The sequence below is a fragment of the Erysipelatoclostridium sp. DFI.2.3 genome (assembly GCF_019132535.1).
Lineage (GTDB): Bacteria > Bacillota_I > Bacilli_A > Erysipelotrichales > Erysipelotrichaceae > Clostridium_AQ > Clostridium_AQ innocuum.
The window spans coordinates 142,092-159,485 of sequence record NZ_JAHOOJ010000002.1 but is presented as its reverse complement, the minus strand read 5'-3'; the positions used below and the strand labels follow the sequence as shown (position 1 = coordinate 159,485).

The 17,394-nt window shown below is 44.0% G+C and carries 17 protein-coding genes; 1 reads left to right on the top strand and 16 read right to left on the bottom strand.

What is annotated here, in order from left to right:
- Positions 1 to 31: 31 nt before the first annotated feature.
- The 5 genes from KSZ58_RS02780 to KSZ58_RS02760 all read right to left on the bottom strand — a co-directional run bounded on the left by KSZ58_RS02780 (position 32) and on the right by KSZ58_RS02760 (position 4,018).
- The gene (locus tag KSZ58_RS02780; protein ID WP_002606352.1) at positions 32 to 502 is read right to left on the bottom strand and encodes a type II 3-dehydroquinate dehydratase; all 471 of its coding nucleotides are present in this window, start codon (positions 500 to 502) and stop codon (positions 32 to 34) included.
- Between the two features lie 10 nt (positions 503 to 512).
- Positions 513 to 887: a VOC family protein gene (locus KSZ58_RS02775; protein WP_009269942.1), complete on the bottom strand. Its 375-nt coding sequence runs from the start codon at positions 885 to 887 to the stop codon at positions 513 to 515.
- A 4-nt stretch (positions 888 to 891) separates the two neighbouring features.
- Positions 892 to 1,848 carry a ketopantoate reductase family protein gene (locus KSZ58_RS02770; protein WP_008816346.1) on the bottom strand — a complete coding sequence of 319 codons (957 nt, stop codon included), beginning with the start codon at positions 1,846 to 1,848 and terminating at the stop codon, positions 892 to 894.
- 15 nt (positions 1,849 to 1,863) lie between these two features.
- Entirely contained in the window at positions 1,864 to 2,322 is a 459-nt protein-coding gene (locus KSZ58_RS02765) for a MaoC family dehydratase (RefSeq protein WP_002606355.1), read from the bottom strand.
- Between the two features lie 112 nt (positions 2,323 to 2,434).
- Positions 2,435 to 4,018: an acyl CoA:acetate/3-ketoacid CoA transferase gene (locus KSZ58_RS02760; protein WP_217752609.1), complete on the bottom strand. Its 1,584-nt coding sequence runs from the start codon at positions 4,016 to 4,018 to the stop codon at positions 2,435 to 2,437.
- Positions 4,019 to 4,199: 181 nt separating this feature from the next.
- On the opposite strand from KSZ58_RS02760, the gene KSZ58_RS02755 reads away from it, so the two are divergent.
- Positions 4,200 to 5,072: an AraC family transcriptional regulator gene (locus KSZ58_RS02755; protein ID WP_008816344.1), complete on the top strand. Its 873-nt coding sequence runs from the start codon at positions 4,200 to 4,202 to the stop codon at positions 5,070 to 5,072.
- 398 nt (positions 5,073 to 5,470) lie between these two features.
- On the opposite strand, the gene KSZ58_RS02750 is transcribed toward KSZ58_RS02755, so the two are convergent.
- From KSZ58_RS02750 to KSZ58_RS02700, 11 genes are all read right to left on the bottom strand, one after another.
- On the bottom strand, positions 5,471 to 6,319 hold the full coding sequence (locus KSZ58_RS02750) for a Nif3-like dinuclear metal center hexameric protein (RefSeq protein WP_008816343.1): 849 nt from the start codon (positions 6,317 to 6,319) through the stop codon (positions 5,471 to 5,473).
- Positions 6,320 to 6,340: 21 nt separating this feature from the next.
- Positions 6,341 to 7,099 (bottom strand): tyrosine-protein phosphatase, encoded by a 759-nt coding sequence (locus KSZ58_RS02745; RefSeq protein ID WP_009588448.1) that lies wholly within the window; start codon positions 7,097 to 7,099, stop codon positions 6,341 to 6,343.
- A 4-nt stretch (positions 7,100 to 7,103) separates the two neighbouring features.
- The gene (locus KSZ58_RS02740) at positions 7,104 to 7,904 is read right to left on the bottom strand and encodes a Nif3-like dinuclear metal center hexameric protein (RefSeq protein WP_008816341.1); all 801 of its coding nucleotides are present in this window, start codon (positions 7,902 to 7,904) and stop codon (positions 7,104 to 7,106) included.
- Positions 7,905 to 8,006: 102 nt separating this feature from the next.
- Positions 8,007 to 8,429 carry a PTS sugar transporter subunit IIA gene (locus KSZ58_RS02735; RefSeq protein ID WP_008816340.1) on the bottom strand — a complete coding sequence of 141 codons (423 nt, stop codon included), beginning with the start codon at positions 8,427 to 8,429 and terminating at the stop codon, positions 8,007 to 8,009.
- Entirely contained in the window at positions 8,426 to 9,652 is a 1,227-nt protein-coding gene (locus tag KSZ58_RS02730; RefSeq protein ID WP_008816339.1) for a neutral/alkaline non-lysosomal ceramidase N-terminal domain-containing protein, read from the bottom strand. The genes KSZ58_RS02735 and KSZ58_RS02730 overlap by 4 nt, the downstream gene beginning before the upstream one ends.
- Positions 9,653 to 9,668: 16 nt before the next feature.
- Positions 9,669 to 10,469, bottom strand: coding sequence for a PTS system mannose/fructose/sorbose family transporter subunit IID (locus tag KSZ58_RS02725; RefSeq protein ID WP_002606363.1), 801 nt, complete (start codon positions 10,467 to 10,469; stop codon positions 9,669 to 9,671).
- A complete protein-coding gene (locus tag KSZ58_RS02720) occupies positions 10,462 to 11,241 on the bottom strand; it encodes a PTS sugar transporter subunit IIC (protein ID WP_217752608.1) in 780 nt (259 codons plus the stop codon). Before KSZ58_RS02720 ends, KSZ58_RS02725 begins: the two co-directional genes overlap by 8 nt.
- 13 nt (positions 11,242 to 11,254) lie before the next feature.
- Positions 11,255 to 11,734, bottom strand: a complete 480-nt coding sequence (locus tag KSZ58_RS02715) for a PTS sugar transporter subunit IIB (RefSeq protein ID WP_002606365.1) — start codon at positions 11,732 to 11,734, stop codon at positions 11,255 to 11,257.
- Between the two features lie 232 nt (positions 11,735 to 11,966).
- A complete protein-coding gene (locus KSZ58_RS02710; protein ID WP_217752607.1) occupies positions 11,967 to 14,696 on the bottom strand; it encodes a sigma 54-interacting transcriptional regulator in 2,730 nt (909 codons plus the stop codon).
- A gap of 5 nt (positions 14,697 to 14,701) precedes the next feature.
- Positions 14,702 to 15,439 carry a ChbG/HpnK family deacetylase gene (locus KSZ58_RS02705; RefSeq protein WP_009269947.1) on the bottom strand — a complete coding sequence of 246 codons (738 nt, stop codon included), beginning with the start codon at positions 15,437 to 15,439 and terminating at the stop codon, positions 14,702 to 14,704.
- 683 nt (positions 15,440 to 16,122) lie between these two features.
- Entirely contained in the window at positions 16,123 to 17,328 is a 1,206-nt protein-coding gene (locus KSZ58_RS02700) for an O-antigen ligase (RefSeq protein ID WP_009269948.1), read from the bottom strand.
- Between the last annotated feature and the right edge of the window lie 66 nt (positions 17,329 to 17,394).

Sequence of the window (17,394 nt, the reverse complement as noted above, 5' to 3'; positions counted from 1 at the left end):
CAAAGTCAATTGTAATCAATTCGAAAGTGACTTACAACTGCCCCTCCTCAATCATCTGTTTAAAAGCCTCCATGGCAATTTTATAGCTGTGCTTACCCATTCCTGCAATTTGACCCAGACATTCGGATGCCGTCACAGAGATATGACGGAAATCATCCCGTCCATGGATATTGGACATGTGAACTTCAATTGCCGGTATCAGCGTATGTACGGACTCCAATGCATCCTTAATTGCATAGCTGTAATGCGTGAATGCTCCCGGGTTTAGTACCAGCGGAATCTTGCATCCACTTTTCTCCGCTTCAAAATATAAGCTCTGGAAGTAATCGATAAGTGCCCCTTCCCCATTGCTCTGAAATGCCTCAACCTCAAATCCGATGGATGCACCATATTCCTTCAGCTCTTCGATCAAATCAGCGTATAACTGATTTCCGTACTGCCCTTTGTTTCGTATTCCATAGAAATTATTATTTGGTCCGTTTACAATTACTAATTTTCGCATATTCTCTCTCCTAATCTACCCACGGCTTCTGACTTATGATCGTATGAAGTACCTCGTTGTTTCCTCTTTTTAACTCGATAACAATGCCATTCGGCATTTTCAGCCAGTTATCCCCTGCCGGAAGAACTGTGCAGCCCCATGCAAGACACTTCTCAAAAACATTCTCGTAATCTGTTGTCATAAGAGCTATGTGATCCAGTCTGCCTTCCTTTTCGTCAAAGGTGATATCCTCATTCAATTGAATCCCGGCATGCAGCCAGATTTTACGATTCGGTTTCTCACCCAGAGAAAGTCTGATCGGCATATCAAATACCTCAGTAAAGAATTTCACACACCAGTCCAGATCCTTCACCTTACATGCTGTATGCTCTACATATGTTGCCATAGCACTACCCCTTTTTCAATGACGGTTCATACTTTAAAATATACTTTTCGATTCCTTTTACGCAGGCTACCAGCGTCTGGTTCACCGGTGTTGCAATACCGTATTTTTTCCCCCATTCCACAATGGAGCCGTTGATGAAATCAATTTCTGTGGGACGCTTTAATTCCAGAGACTGCAGAATAGAGGTTTTAAACGTTCCCGGTAGTCCCTCACTTGCGGCAACCCATGGGTATTGCGGATCTTCACTCTTCAATACGACACCGGCTGCCTTTGCGACCTGAATTCCTTCCTGAATTGCGGCTACCGCTACATCCTTAATATAATCCTCTTCATACAGCGGACCGTAAGGTAAACGCGTAATTCCACACAATGCTCCTGCCGCAACATTAATCAGCAGTTTATCCCAGATCAGACCCTTGATATTATCACTTACCTCACACAGCAGCCCTGCATCATTGAATACGTTGCATACCGTTTGAATGCGGTCCGTGATTTCTCCGTTCAATTCTCCGATATAGGTCCATTTCCCCTGTACGCCTGCGGAGATATAGCCCGCCTGAATCAGTCTGCCGCCAACATACGTTTTACCGCTGATGACATTTTCAGAGCCGATGACAGAAGCAATCGTTTCTTCATTGCCCAAACCGTTTTGTAAGGACATGACCAGGGTGTTCTTTCCGATAACATTCGTCTGCTTTAACTGCTCCACTGCCTGCTTTGTCGCAAAGGATTTCACAAGGACAATGACCAGATCCGCCTCACCGATCGTATCGGCAGTTGTTCTTGCGTCCACCCTGACATACCAGTCTTCTTTTTCATTTGTCATATGCAGACCGTCTTTGTTGATCAGATCCACATGCTCCTGCCACATATCAACGAAATGGACATCGTTTCCGCCCATCGCCAGAGTTCCGCCAATCGTACTACCCAAAGCACCGGCACCTAACATTACTATTTTCATATTCCGCCTCCCGGTTTACTTTTCTTCCAAAGGGAAGAACTTCAGAATATGGATGGCAAAGACAACGATTTCTCCCTTTTGGTTAAAGATTTCCAATTTTGAATACGTTTTATTTGTTTCTTCTTCGATTCTGTCAACGGTATATCTGCAGGTCAGCGTATCTCCGAAATATACCGGATTGATAAAACGCAGCTTATCGTATCCGTAGGATGCGGAAGGAACTGGTGATTTTACCTGTTCCTGAATTTTTGTGGATGCTGTACATCCGATTGCAAATGTTAAGATACCGTGTGCGATTCTAGTGCCGTACATTGTTTTCTTCATGTATTCCTCATTGAAATGCATCTGACTGTAATCGCCCGTCAAGCCACCGAACAGTACGACATCTGTTTCCGTAATCGTTTTTTCAAATACTGCACTGTCCCCTATCTTTAAAGGGATATCCACTTTTGTGATTTCTTTTTTTTCTGCCATGTTTTTTCTCCTTTGTAATTTGTTATGTAATCAAAAACTGACTCCATCCTATGCATACCAGGCATAGAACCCTACTATGACCTCATATGACTTATGTACAGCCCATTCATATTTACTGATTGATAAATTCGTTATAGATATTCATTTTTTCTTCCCTGAAAATACGTGCATCCATTTCCTTCAGATCCTCTGCAATCTCAGGTACAAAGCCCATCTGATCGATGACATCCTTCTGTACATCAATTCCCGGAGCGATTTCTGTAAGAACCACCTTACCATTCATCAGCTTGAACACAGCTCGTTCTGTAATGTAGATAACTTCCTGTTTCTGCTTTTCCGCCTGCTTCGCAGAGAAGGTCACGGAGCTGACCTTCTTTATCAGCTTTTCAAACCTGCCTTCCTGCTGTATTGTTATTTTTCCATCTTTGATTTCCGTTAACAGCTTACCGGCACGCAGGGTTCCGCACAGTACCACTTTTTTACTTCCTGCAACAATATTGACAAAGCCGCCGGTTCCCATAATTTTGCCATTGAAATGATGAACATTCACATCCCCGTTCTCATCCAGTTCAGCAAAGGACAGGAATGCCACATCCAGACCACCGCCGTCATAGAAGTCAAACTGTGCAGGCATATCCATCACCGCTCTTGCATTGACTGTTGCGCCAAAGAAGATTCCCTGTGCCGTAGCACCACCGACCGGCCCGGTTTCCACGGTTAACGTAAAGGCATCCTGAACACCCTCTTCACGTGCAACATTTCCGATTCCATCCGCAATTCCGACACCGACATTTCCAACATATCCCGGACGAACCTCCATCAGTGCTCTTCTTGCGACAACCTTTCGCTGGTCAAGCGGCAGCATCGTCACCGCACTGTCATCGGCGATATAATCTCCCGAAAAGAACCTGTCAGAACCGTTATATAACTGTTCCTGCTTCTCCTCCACAACGATTGCATCCACCAGGAAGCCTGGAATTTTTACGCTTTTCGGATGCAGGGTACCTGCTTTTACCAGCCGTTTTACCTGCAGGATAACCGTTCCTCCGTTATTGTGAACCGCCTGTGCAAGCTGGAGAACATCGATATAGGTGATTTCCTCCTCCATGGATGCATAGCCTTCTGTATCCGCAGTCGTTGCACGTATCAGGCAAACATCCAACGGAACAACCGGATAATACAGCCATTCCTTTCCATCTACGTTCATGACCCTGATCAGGTCTTCCTGCGATACTTCATTCAGCTTACCGCCACTTACTCGGGGATCGATAAATGTCCCAAGACCCACATGGCTGAGAATTCCCGGCTGTCCTGCCGCAGCGGTTCTTGCCAGCTGTGCCATGATGCCCTGTGGAAAATTATACGCTTCAATCTTGTTCTCACTTGCCATTTCCGCAAGTCTTGGTGACTGTCCCCAATGTCCTCCGATCACACGCTTCACCAGACCTTCCAGGGCGAGTGGTGACATGCCGCGGTCATTTCGATCCCCCAATCCGGTAGAATGCCACAGCGTTAAATTTTTCGGACAGCCAGTTTCCACATACCGCTCATGCAGGGCATTGATCAGTGCATAGGGATCAACGATTCCACCGCCTGCACCGGAAACTGCCACCGTATCCTGATCCGCAATATACTCCACTGCTTCTCTGGCAGACAATACTTGCGGCTTTGTTCCATTCCTCTTGATTTTTGACATATCCTTATCCTTTCCTTTATATAGAAATTATAGGAATTGTAGGAAAAAAAAGAAACTGTCTATTCCGTTGAAATCAAAAATTATCTTGCTTGTTTTCATTCGTTTTTCTATAATAAAAGGGTAATACAGGTAACTATCCTGCTTTTTCAAAAAATTATATTGCTAAATTTGGAGGTGTCCTATGTTCTTATCTGATATTTTGAACGAAAAAAAACAATCCACCCCAGTCTTTACGAAGGAGCCGATCATATCCAGATTGTCCCATAGCTTCAATGATGCACACTGGTCCTATCCCTACCATGTACATAAACAGGAAACCGAGCTGATATATTTTTCACAGGGAAAAGCAAGCTACCAGATTAACAACGAGATTTTTCATGTTTCTGAAGGCGATCTGCTGATTGTGAATAAGGGCTGTATCCATTCCATTACATCCGATTATGAGGATCCGATTTCCTGCTGGACGTGCGCCATTACCGATTTTACAATGGCAAATGCAAAAGCTGCGGACTGTTTCTTATCACTGGATAAAAAGCCGTATGCACATACCGGAGAACATAAAAAAATCATTGCGGATATCTTTGAAACACTGGAAATGTTTTCACAACAGAAAACACAGTCCTCTGCGGCAATTTGTAACGCCTTGGCAAATGCTCTGGCACATATTTACTTTCATATCTTTCAAAATGCAGTTACGGACAGGAAGAAAAAGAAGTCAACCTTTGCCCAGGATATCCTATTCTATATAAATGAAAACTATGCTTCCGATATCACGTTAAAGGAACTGACAGAGCATTTTCACATCAGCAGTGATTATATTTCCCATAAATTCAAGGAAACCTATGGAATCTCACCAATCAATTATGTGATTGACCGACGAATCAGTGAAGCGAAATGGATGCTGATCAATACGAGTGATTCCCTGATTTCCATTTCCTCTCAGGTGGGATATGACAATACGACTCATTTTGCAAAGCTGTTTCTAAAAAGAGTCGGCTATCCCCCTCTGGAATACCGGAAGCGCTTTGGCATGAAGATAAGCAGTGAGGAATAGAAGGGCTGTTTCCTTTCGTTTTGTGGTTTATCAGAAAAGACCTTTTCTCAGATGGAAGGGAACAGGATTGGAAAAAAGATAGTATGTTCTGTTATTACTCCCATGGTGGTGGATGGCGCAATTACACACAAGAAAGCTTCATCCTAATCGTGACAGCAATCGCATGTGCCAGGGAATAGACCACGCAGTGTTCAAATATTTACATACAAAAACGGATAGGTGCCGTTGCCTGGTTCTTTCTTACTTTAGGATGTTTGCAAAAGGGAGACTTCAACTTCTATTGATAATACAATCGTGTTGAAGTCTCCCTGTTTTATGTTTACCCATAATCGGGAAAAAACCGGCGTCCCTACCTTATTCGTTTTTTATTTATGCAGCTTCTGTATGTGCTTTCTGTGCTATCGTGTTCTGTAATCATACATATCCCCGGACTGGATGTATGCACACGGGATATCTGCTTTGACAGCGGTTGGCAGATACGTTATCATATATTCCATACCCGGTTCCTCCAGATTAAAGTGTCCCATACCGATAATCGCTTTATCCATGCCCAGCATACTGCTGTCCCGAATGTATTCCGCCAGTGTAAAATCCACTACTTCCATGGTGAGATAACAGTTGATATTTTCCTGATCAGCTTCCTGAATGGAATCTCTGGCATCTCCCAGTATATGAAAGGGAATCCTTATTTTTTCTACTGTGCTGTTCTTGTTTCCTATGATTTTTACACCGTTTAGCTGCAGTTTCTGAATCAGAAAATCCGCAAGCTCTTTGACTGTTGTTTTTGGTATTGTGAAATGCAATGGATGATGAATATCCTTTGTAATATATTGCGTCCAGCCCAGTTTATCCGCCACACCATAAAAAATACCATCAGTATAGCTGCCATCTTCCATCGGTATGCCGGAATGAATATAGTCATGATCTCTCCAGACAACGATTCCCGCCTCATCGAGCAGCTTCTTCTTTGCGAGAAAGGACTGGTTGTTCTCTTCCTGCAGCCAGTCTGTATGATCTCCGTGATTCCAAAACAAGGCTTCATGTGCAATGATTAGATTTGCGCCGCGCTTTGCCGCTTCTCTTATGACATCCACACTTGCCCAGCAGGTGGTGATGATGCCTGTACATTCCTGATGAGGGTTTCCATACAGAACCTTATCCCTTGTTGTCTGCTCATCAATCTGCTTCCCTTCAAATACTCCTTTATGATACTCTTTTATATGATCAATTACCGTTTGTATCAGCATAAAATCACTCCTTTTCTATGTTTATGGTTCCAGATAACGCTTTTTTAAATTCCTGATTCTTTTCTCACTCATACCGTATTCAGCTTCAAAAAATTCCTCCCAGCCCGGATACCGCTTTTCCACCTCATCAAAGGAGGAGCGCAACAGCGATTCATGTACACTGCAGCAATGCACCAGCATATCTCTGGTATCTCCCTGAAATCCAAGCTCTTTCGCATGACGCAGAATATCCGGTAGAATATACGCATTACTCAACAGATATTCCTGCATAATCACATCCTCTTTTACACCAAGCATTTTCTGAAGAAGTGCCGCGAGTACACCGGTACGGTCCTTGCCGGAGCTGCAATGAAGCAAAACAGCTCCATCATCCGCTTCCATCAGATTTAGCAGAAGTGCCAATGCAGGATTGTGAAACGGCAGAATCCGATATCCTTCATGTATAAAGGAAGCTGCCCTTTTTATATCCTCGACAGTTGAGTTTTTATCAATCAGCATAAAAAAATAAAAATTCTCCAGTCCGTCCCTTGTCTTTAACGCAGACATATGATGTGATACAAACGCATCGCTAAGCTGATAGGCATGGGCACAGCACTCCTCATCACTTCGCAGGTCAACGATATGACGAATACCGCATTCTCTCATTCCGTTTATATCCTGCACCGTGATCGGTATTGGAGCACCGCTTCGATACAGCATGTGATTCCTGATGTTTCTGCCATCCGCTGTTTTTCCCGCTACTCTGCGAAAATTCGGTATCGTGATCCTGTTCGCTTCCATCTGGTCAACACCCAACCTTATTCATATAATAATGAATATGAAAACCGTCATGTAACCAGACAGCTTCCGCATCCTTCATGCGCTCCTGCAGCCAGGGCACCATGGCTTTCAGTCCGGCGCGCTCCACTGCCGCATGGTTAACAACTACCATTCCAATACCATGATCCAGTGCATACTGCGCCGCATCATAGCTTGTAATCCCATCATCGCTGACAATGACCGCATCCGGGTGAAGCGGCAGCAATTCATACAAATCGGTGGCAGCACCTGTTCCGATGGCAATACGCCTTATATGCATATCCGTATTCCCGAATACATATAAACCATCCTCATGATCACCATGCAATACACGGCAGGTATGCCTTGCCAGATCCTCCAGACGCATTTCAGGAATATCCGCAGCCTGATAATAGGAAGCCTGTGGACGCTGTTCAAACGGGAAGCCAAGCAGGGCCGCCCACTGATCCGCAACACCGTAGGTACGGATACAGTCCCATACATCATGACAGCGGTATACACTGATCCCGTACTGATCCAGCAGCCTGCGCTTGCTTTTTGCCGCTTCATATGCAGCTGTATGCATTTGCGTTGAGCATTGATAAAACGGGTTTTCATGCGTAATGATCATATCCGCCTTATGCCTTGCGGCTTCCTGAATCGCCTGCATGGTCGCCACCCAGCACACGCCAACGGTATGAATCTGTGCATCTTCTCTTCCATGCAGCAGGTGATCCCGTGTTTTAAAATCAGATCTTATCCATGTTCCTTCCTTCTCCAGCAGTTGTATAACATCCATTACCTTCATAACAAACCTCCTTTCTGAAGCCTTTCACCGTTTACCGCCCTTTTGAACAAACGCCATAACGGAAATAAAGACTCTGAAGCAGAACCTCAGAGCCGCCGGATGCTATTCATCATCACCATCCATAGTGGAAGCACAACGTAAGGCATTTACATAAACGATCTGGTTTTTGCATTCCTCAAGTATCTCGCTTATACGCTTTTCACTAAACGGCACATCCTCCTGCGCCAGAACCATGCTCATCGCCATGGGCAGATTCATCCCGCATAAAACATGCACCCGTTCACTGATATAGGGATAAAATTTCTGATACACACTTCCCCCCAGCAAATCCGTTAACACAATGACCTCATCCTGAGGATCAAATGTATCAAACAGCTCCTTTACCCTGCTTTCCAGATTCTGTTCCTTATCCTCTGCATATGCATTGATATCGTAGATCGTCTTTGCCTTATTCGTAAGAAAATCCACGGTATCCTTTAGTCCGTATGCCAGATAATGATGTGATGCAAAAATAAACCTTCTCATAATAAATCTCCTATCTCGCCAGCAATCCGTTCACTTTCCCCAACCGGTGTATTGCTTGCTTTTGTTTCGTATGTTTTTCCATATTCCTGTGCTTCCATAAAGTATCCCTGATAATCATTCGCATAGCCAATCAACAGAAAATGCTTTGTTTTACATTTTCTTCTCAGCTGCAAGCCAAAGGTGGACGCCAGCTCTCCGGGAAAGGTGACGATCGTAAGATCACCAAGATGGAGAACAACTCCACGCACATGAAATTCCACTTTCTCACATTGCAGCTTCTTTTCCAGCAGTGTTTTTTCCGAGGTGGCAAGCTTCCATTCATCCAGTGAAATATTCTTACGCGATAATACCTCTTCTGCATCCCGTATACCCTTTTGATACTCTTTAAAATACCATGTGTTATCATAGGAGACAGTGTGATCATAGCTTACTGTCTGCACATGATGCAGCCCCAGCTTTTCATATGGCCCCATATTGCGCAGAATTTCTGCAATACCGCTTCCTACACGGTCCAGCTCCGCAAAGTCATTTCCCTGCCGGTACTGACGGTTACTGATGTCTCCGCTGGCGCCGGTAAAGGTATAAGGGGTAACGCCCAGATCCTCTTTCATCAGGGAGCGCACCTTTCCCACAAGATCTGAACTCACAAGCATATTCTCCACACCCAGAACGGTTGCATGGCAGTTGAAATTGCACATGGCAGCGACAACCGTATCTCCATGTATAAATGTAATGATGGCCGCATGGTCTTCAAAGGGCAGATGTTTATCCGTCCGTTTACTGTAGTATCCGTGTACCTTTCCTGTTGTAATGTATGCCTGCACCTCACACAGCTGCTGTTCCAGATGCTGGATACTATCAGTAATTTGCTCACAGACATATGCAAAGTATTCCGGATTATCCGGTGTGCCGAACACCGTCATATCATCCAGTCCGTTTGCGCCGGAATGGGTATGAATTGCACTGATAATGATATGATCATTTTCAATTGTGAGTATTTTTTGTATCTTATCTTTTATAACTGCCGCTTTTTCTCCACCCAATGTGATGACATCAATACTGATAAAGAGTAGTCGGACACCGTCAATTTCCAGCAACAGAGAAACCGCAAGGGGATGATCATGAATCCCCTTTGCAGTATATTTCCTGGCTTCTCCGACATAACCGCATAAATGAACGGCACATTTGGGTGTGATATCAGCGACACAGGTCGCAGCCTTCAATATCAGTCCCTTCTTTCTAGGCTGTGAAGATGCCGGTGGCAGCTCCGATCATGGATGCCACGATGATGAACAGAATCATCCAGGTCATTTTCACCTTCTTCACCTTCATGAAGTAATATATAATTCCTACAGCAGCTACCGGTAAAAGTGCCGGCATAACACCGTCAATCAGCTCCTGAACCTTCATGACGACATCTCCGTTTTTAAACTGCAAACCGGTGCTGAGCTTTACGACGGTCGCAACCAGAGAGCCGACCACGGTCAGACCGAGAACGGAACAGGCTTCGGTAAAGACCGTTATCTGTTTACCGAACTTGGTGATAACATTGACACCCATACCGTATCCCCACTCATACTGAAGAATACGGACTACCAGGAACACAAAGGTAAATGCCGCCCATAGGAAGATTCCCAGTGGATTTCCCTCCATTCCCATGCTTGCCGCAATGGATCCGAAAATTGTAGGTATCATTGCCCAGCCAATGGTATCGCCGATACCGGCCAGCGGTCCCATCAGACCAACCTTGAAGTCGTTGACTGCATCCAGTGAGGAAATACCGCCTTCATCCTCAATACCCAGAGCTGCACCGATCACAAACGGTGAAATCCACGGCATGGTGTTGTAGTAACGCATATAATTCAGACAGGATTTCTTCAAATCCTCATCATCCGGATACATCTTCCGTAAGCACGGATATACGGAAAACAATGTGGAAGGTGCCAGCTGTGTTTCATAGTTGAATGTGGAAATACCAATCAGCCATCTCCATGCTGCCTTACGCAAATCCTTTTTTGTTAAAACCTTTTCCTTACTCATCTTCCAATCCTCCTGCGACAGCACCTGCAGCTGCAGTTCCCGCCTTCATCTGATTCTTGTAAATTTCATATGCCCCTGCAAGTCCGATTGCCGCAATACCAAGCACCGGAACCTTCAGATAAGCTGCCAGCACAAAGCCGACCAGCAGGAAGGACCAGTATTTTCCAAGCGGCATATACATTAACAGCATCGCCATACCGACACCGGGAAGAACACCGCCGGCGATCGTTAAGCCGGTGGTAAACCAGGCAGGCATGAAATCCAGTATCGCATTGACAACTGTAGGTCCTGCGACAATACAAACCAGAACCGGAACAGCGGAGCACAGACCGTAGAAGACCGGTGAAATTTTAATCATATTCAGCGCTGACTGGAACTTACCTTCTTCGATTAGAGATGTTTCCTTTCTCATCAGGAAGCCGTTGAAAATTTTGTAAATAACGTCAAAGTTTACCCCAAGCATGGCAACCGGAAGACCGATGGCAAGACCTGCCTCCATGCCTTTTCCTGTTGTAACCGCAATCGTTGTCGCGATGGTGGCCGCAATCGGATAATCCGGCATGGAGGATCCGCCTACTGCCACAACCCCCATAGACATCAGCTGCATGGTAGCTCCGATGCTCAACCCTGTTGTCGGATCTCCCACAACCAGACCGGTGAGCCAGCCGCAGATAATCGTATTGAATGCAAACAGCTGTGTTGTTACGGTATCTGTCATTTTCAGATACGCAATCAGTGTGATAAAGACAATCTGTAGTATTGATAATTCCATCCTTTTTCTCCTCCTACAATTCCATTGCGTGTGACAGCTTTACAGCTTTATCCGTTGTTGTGAACTGCACATCCACTTCGCATCCGTTTTCCATCAGCTTCTTATAAATTGGCTTTTCCTCATCCTTCACAGAAGCTCTGGAGCTGACCTTCGTTCCGCTATCGCGATCACGGGTAATACCGATGACGATTCTCGGAATCTTCTGTCCGGCTTCCTGAAGTCTTAGAAACACCCCCGGATCCTCACATACCACAAATACCTTGTGATCATCATACTTCCCTGCCTTGAAATTCTTCATGGCTGTTTCCTCTGTGATGATCGAGCATGCCATGCCGGCAGGCTTTCCAAGGCGCATGCTTTCCTTGATGATCGGATCATTTGCCGTACGGTCATCGATCACCATCACCCGCTGAGCGCCGGACTGCGGTGCCCACATGGTTGCCACAATACCATGCAGCAGGCGGTAATCCACTCTGCCCAATACAATACTCATTACATTTCCTCCTTCGCATGTCAGAATCCGACGCATGATGAGTTCTGCGTCTGTTCTGCTTCACCATTCCTCTAGCAATTCCCATGCCAACCTTCCAAAAGCCTTTGTTTACAGGCTTTTTCAACAATTAAGGACACTATATTTTAAAACTTAACACTAGGAGTTATCAGTAATCGCCCATGTAGGAATCAATGAAAACGGATGGAATTATCGGGACGATTACCCCTGGCGCCTACTGCATGTTTCGAATATAGATACTGATATACTCAATTTCCTCAATCGGAATGGAAACACTATAATACTTTTCCACTTTTTCAAATGCGGCTTTTATACAAAGAATAAACTCCTGCATTTCACGACTGCATTCCGCATAGCTTTTCACATAATCCTCAGCCCCCTCACGGGTTACCAGGCGTTCAATCAGACAGCAGACATGCACATAAAGACCAAAGCACATATTATAGCTGAACATCCTGTTCATTTCCTTCTGCAGTCGGTCAATCGCATCTGCGACATGCCGGAGCAGCTTATCCGGATTCAGGATGGTCAGATTTCCGATGATATTGGACAGGGAAAAATTTTTCAGGAGATTTCTTCGAAACTGCTCCATTGCTTCCTCATTGAGCAGGTCTTTGAAATGAATCGTTAAAACATCAAACGAATTGTTCATAATCAGCTCTTCCACCGGTATGAATTTTATGTTGTCAATGTTGGGATTCAGTGTACCGACAATGCATACGACCTCATAGCGGTCAAAGAAATCATCCTCCATGCGGTTCTCCAGCAATGTTGAATAATCATAGGTAAGCACACGTACAGGAAGATTTTTCGGAAGGGAATCCTCCAGTATCGTTTTCAGCTTTTCCGCAGTTCCGATACCGGTGGCACAGGAACATAAAATTGCTTTTTCCCGTACCTTGCTTTCCAAAATCTCTACATGCATGTCACACGTTTCCCGGTATGCCTCAAAAATTTTCTTCAAAGGTACATCCTTACGGAGTGCGTCTCCAATCTGCAGTGCCATCCTTGTACTGACATCACTGGCGATGGCGACATTTGCCCGCGATATATCCGAAACTCCCCTGTGTATCTCCTTTAAACTGCCCATATCAACCAGCAATACGAGATCGCGATATTCTCCCCGCTTTCTCAGAAAATCATTCAGCTTTTTCACGATGGTTTCCGTAGTCGTATCCAGCGGCATATCAATGGCATCATACACATACTGATCCAGCATCTGATTTACTGCATTCGCTATGGAGGAGGCAGTCGCATAACCATGTGCCAGAATGATGCCGATGCGTTTATTGATGTCTTTGCTGCGGTGATACATATGCATGATTAAGGTGAAAATCGCCGCAATAAAAGGGCGCAGTTCAATGTCAAGATGCAGCTTCAGCACCTCGCTGATTTCCGAGACAATGGCATATTCCCGCATGAATTTCTTTTCTATGATACCGGTAAAATTATCACATTCCTCAGAAAAGGTATCAAAATATTCCTCCATCTCTCTATAGGACTGCATACAGTCACGGATCATAAGGGACATGGAATATATCTCGTTCGTCTGAAAGGAATACCCGTATTTTTCCGAAATCATTTCCACAATAGCCTTCAGTGACTTCATAATATACGTATTCGTCGGGTCTTTGATATTCTGATTATCAAAAAGAACCGAATTAAAATAATGCTCCACATCCACGGTGCATTTCTCGATAAACTTCGGCATCAGAATACGGTTATTCTGTAGATCCCTGAGGTGTCCGAGCAGTGTCGCAAACAATGTGGTCTGCGGCAGACTGTCGGATGCATGCTGCTTCAGCTGATCCAGTGAAAGCATCTGATGCCTGTCGAATAAAATGCTGTTTCGATCAATGTGATGATTGGAAATAATCTTACCCGGCAGGTTCAGCGTATGAATCTCCAGCACTCCTTCTTTTTTGTTGTGAAACAGTGAATTCATACACGTTGCCTGTACAACATTAAACAGCTCACCGACATTCCCTGTATATCTGGCATTCAATAGTGCATTGAAGGCAGTATTGCTGATGGTGATATTCCTGCGCATTTTCTTCGCTTCGATATCCAGTGCCTCGACAAGGATTGAGGTTTTTTCTTTGATGCCGCGGTCCTCCAGCGACGGTATTTCTATACGTACGGGAATCCTTCGCAGCAGCGTTTTTAACAGCACCGTTTCCGGATCCTCGGTTGTCGCAAATACCAGAAGCACTGTACTGTGATACTGATGCTCGTTGTCTCCCAGCATGCGGTAATTGCCGTTATCCATAAACAGGAACAGCTTTTCCTGACATTCCGGACGCAGACAGTGAACCTCATCCAGAAACAGGACACCACCCTCCGCAGCCTTGATCATCCCTACATTATCACATTCCGCACCGGTAAAGGCTCCCTTCTTATAACCAAACAGGTTTGCGGTTATCAGCTCCGGATTGTTTGCATATTCGCTGCAGTTTACATGAAGAAAGGCAGCGTTGTCCTTGAGGATTTTATGATTGATACCATATTCGTACATCATTGCCGCAATGCTGCTTTTTCCTGTTCCGGTTGGTCCATACAGCAGTGTCGGAAGTCCGTGCGGCGGATAGGATATACTGGCTTTGCATTTGTCCACAACATCACGCAGAGAGCCCTTCTGACCGATCAGTTTTTCAAAATCGGATATATTCTGTCCCTGAATGATTGTTCTTAGCTCATCAAAAGAGGTCAGCAGGTTCTTATCCACCCGTATGGAATATTTTTCTTCAAGTGCCTCCCGGTCAAGAAACACAACCGGACGGGTATTTATTTTGATAAATGTTCCATCATTATAGTATTCATTCAGATACTGTGATATCCAGTTTCTGCTGAGTCCCAGCTGTGTCCCCAGCTGAGAAGCATTGTTCAGCTTATACTTTTCATGTATCGTATTCTCTTTCACAAGCTTACGCAAATTTTCTTCCATGTTACCTACAGCTCCTTAAATGACAACAATGTATGTTGTTTCAGATATTCTTTAACTTCAGCATCACAAAGTAAGGCAGTATCCAGACAGCGGTTTACAGTCAGCGATGATGTACGGATCACATCATAATCCAGATAGCCCGGATGAAAGACAATCAAACTGATACGGTCACTGTAGTTCAGATAGGATTTAAAAAATTGCACAAAGGGCAGCTTCTGCTTATAAAACTCTGTGTTGGTGTAATCTGTCTGTATCCCCTGCCAGCGGGTATCCTCAATATGTCCTTTTATATCGATTCCATAAGCATCCGCAATATCGCAGATGGCTTTTTCTGTTGTCCCTGTGCATACCGCATGAGCATCTATATAATCCGGTAATCTGCCGCAGATGGACAAAAACTGTTCCACCTGTGCTTTCACTTCCACAACGGTATCCTCATATACGAAGTTATCTATTCCCTCTTCCATTTCTCTTCTTCTGACGCGGGAGGATAGGAACTTCCCATCCATATTCAAAAGTGAGGGAATCTGTTCCGGTCTGGCACAGGGGCTTCCCAGAATCAGATTGACATGAAGTCCTAACGTGACAATTTCTTCTCTGATCATATCGAAGGCTTGTTTCGCATAAGGCATATTGCTCATCAGCCCGATGTTTTTCACAAGACCTCCCTGGAATGCCTTCAAAATACCGTAGTTTACAGCTTCACTAAATCCAAAATCATCCGCACGTATTATCATTTTCATATCCAACACCTACTTCTCTATATTAAAAATAACGCAATCCTGCATGGTTGTAAATGAAAACGAGATGGATAGATATGGAAAAATGTAGAATAGTGTTAAGCAGAGTATTGATAGTGTCGTTTTAAAATACATAGTGTCTTTATGCCTACTGTTAATCGTTAGGTACTGGTGAAATTATTGATTTTATATTAAATAAATTAACGATTAGCATCATAAAATCAGCGATAAATTGTCTATTATCAGCGATACATAGCGGTAATCTGCGATATATATAGAAATCGACGATAAATGTCGATAATCAATGATAAATTGCCAATACATTCCATATAAATGAGGCTCGGGCACGGCAGATACTGAAAGAAATGACAGATAAGAAGCTTATTGTATCGCTCGGCTCTAATCGCAACCGGATATATCCGTTATACGAATAAAGAATGTGTCCATTCCATCATTTGCTGTATCTTATAATTTATAAAATAAGTATGTATAAACATTAGAGATGTCATACAGATATTTAAAGTCAAATACCTTTGCCATCTCTTTTCACTATTCCTACTTAGAAATAATGGGTTTCAAACTTAATGCCGGAAATTCAGAATAGCCATATAAGAAAAGATGGAAAATTCGTTTAATAATTAAATGGAAAGCGAGCCCAAACAAATGATGGATATAAAAAAGAGGAATCAATGTTCCTCGTGTATATCATATGGCTGTTCCTTGTGAAAATACATACTGGATGCAGATAAAACTATCAAAAACATCAGACCGGTTTGTACCCAGTAAACCGTGTAATCCAGAATACCGTGAATCAGTATGGTAAGTATGAATGCAGATATTAAAGAAAACAGTCGTAAGTCAATTCTTCGCTTTAACAATAAATATACTTCTTTCAGATTACCTGCAAAGTAGATACCTGCCAGAATGACACCGATAATACCATGGCTTAAAATCGGATCCAGATAGATGCTGTGCGCATGCTGGGTTGGATGTCCGTGATACTGCTTATATATATGGAAGTAGGTCAGCGGTCCCTCTCCAAGCAGCGGATGCGCCTGGATACCCTTGATTGCCGTTTCCCATATATTACTGCGTTTTGCGAAATCCTGAAAAATCGTTGCCCGCTGCATCAGCTTTGGTTCCAGCAGCAACAGCAGACCGGCACCGCCAATTCCCGCCATGGATGTGGTGAAATAGATAAACCGCTTATTGATCAAAAACATAAACGGAATGGTCACCACGAAGGGAATCCATGCTGTTCTGGAGCCGCTCAGATATAGGGCGAACAGGTTGCATACGATGGTAACAACGTAAAATACAATACGGCGCAGAGTCTTCACCTGCATCATTTTATAAACACAGATCAATACAATAAATTCAATCATCATCGCATAATAATTTGCATTGAAAAAGGTTGAATTGATACGGTCCTTCGGACTGTTTTCCACCTTCAGCTGAAGAAAGCTGTAATTTAAACGGTCTATGATTCTGCAATATTCCATCATCGCCCAGCCAAAACAGAAAAGGGAAATGATACAGCAGGCGTCCATCAGCAACTCGAATAAGCGCTTATTGATAACAGTGCGGAAATAAAATATAAACAGCATCAGCAGCAGGATTCCGATACCGCAGACACCGCCCAGCAGATTACCGCTGATAAATGCAATTGCAGAGGTCAGTAAGCAGAATACTATCATAAATCCTGATTTTGGCACTGCCTGAATGATTCCCTTCATCCTTCCTGTTGCACACAGGTAAAGAAGCACACCGGCAATCGCCAGCAATGGGAATTCAAACGGCAGGAATATGGAACACACAACGAACATAATAATATATTCATCCAGTGTGAAGTTATCAAGTTTACGGTGCAGAAAAGCGGAAATTCTCTCCATCTGTTTCCCTCCATTCCTAAACAAAGTAAACCTATTATAGCATTGCGGCAAAAAAATGACAATTTA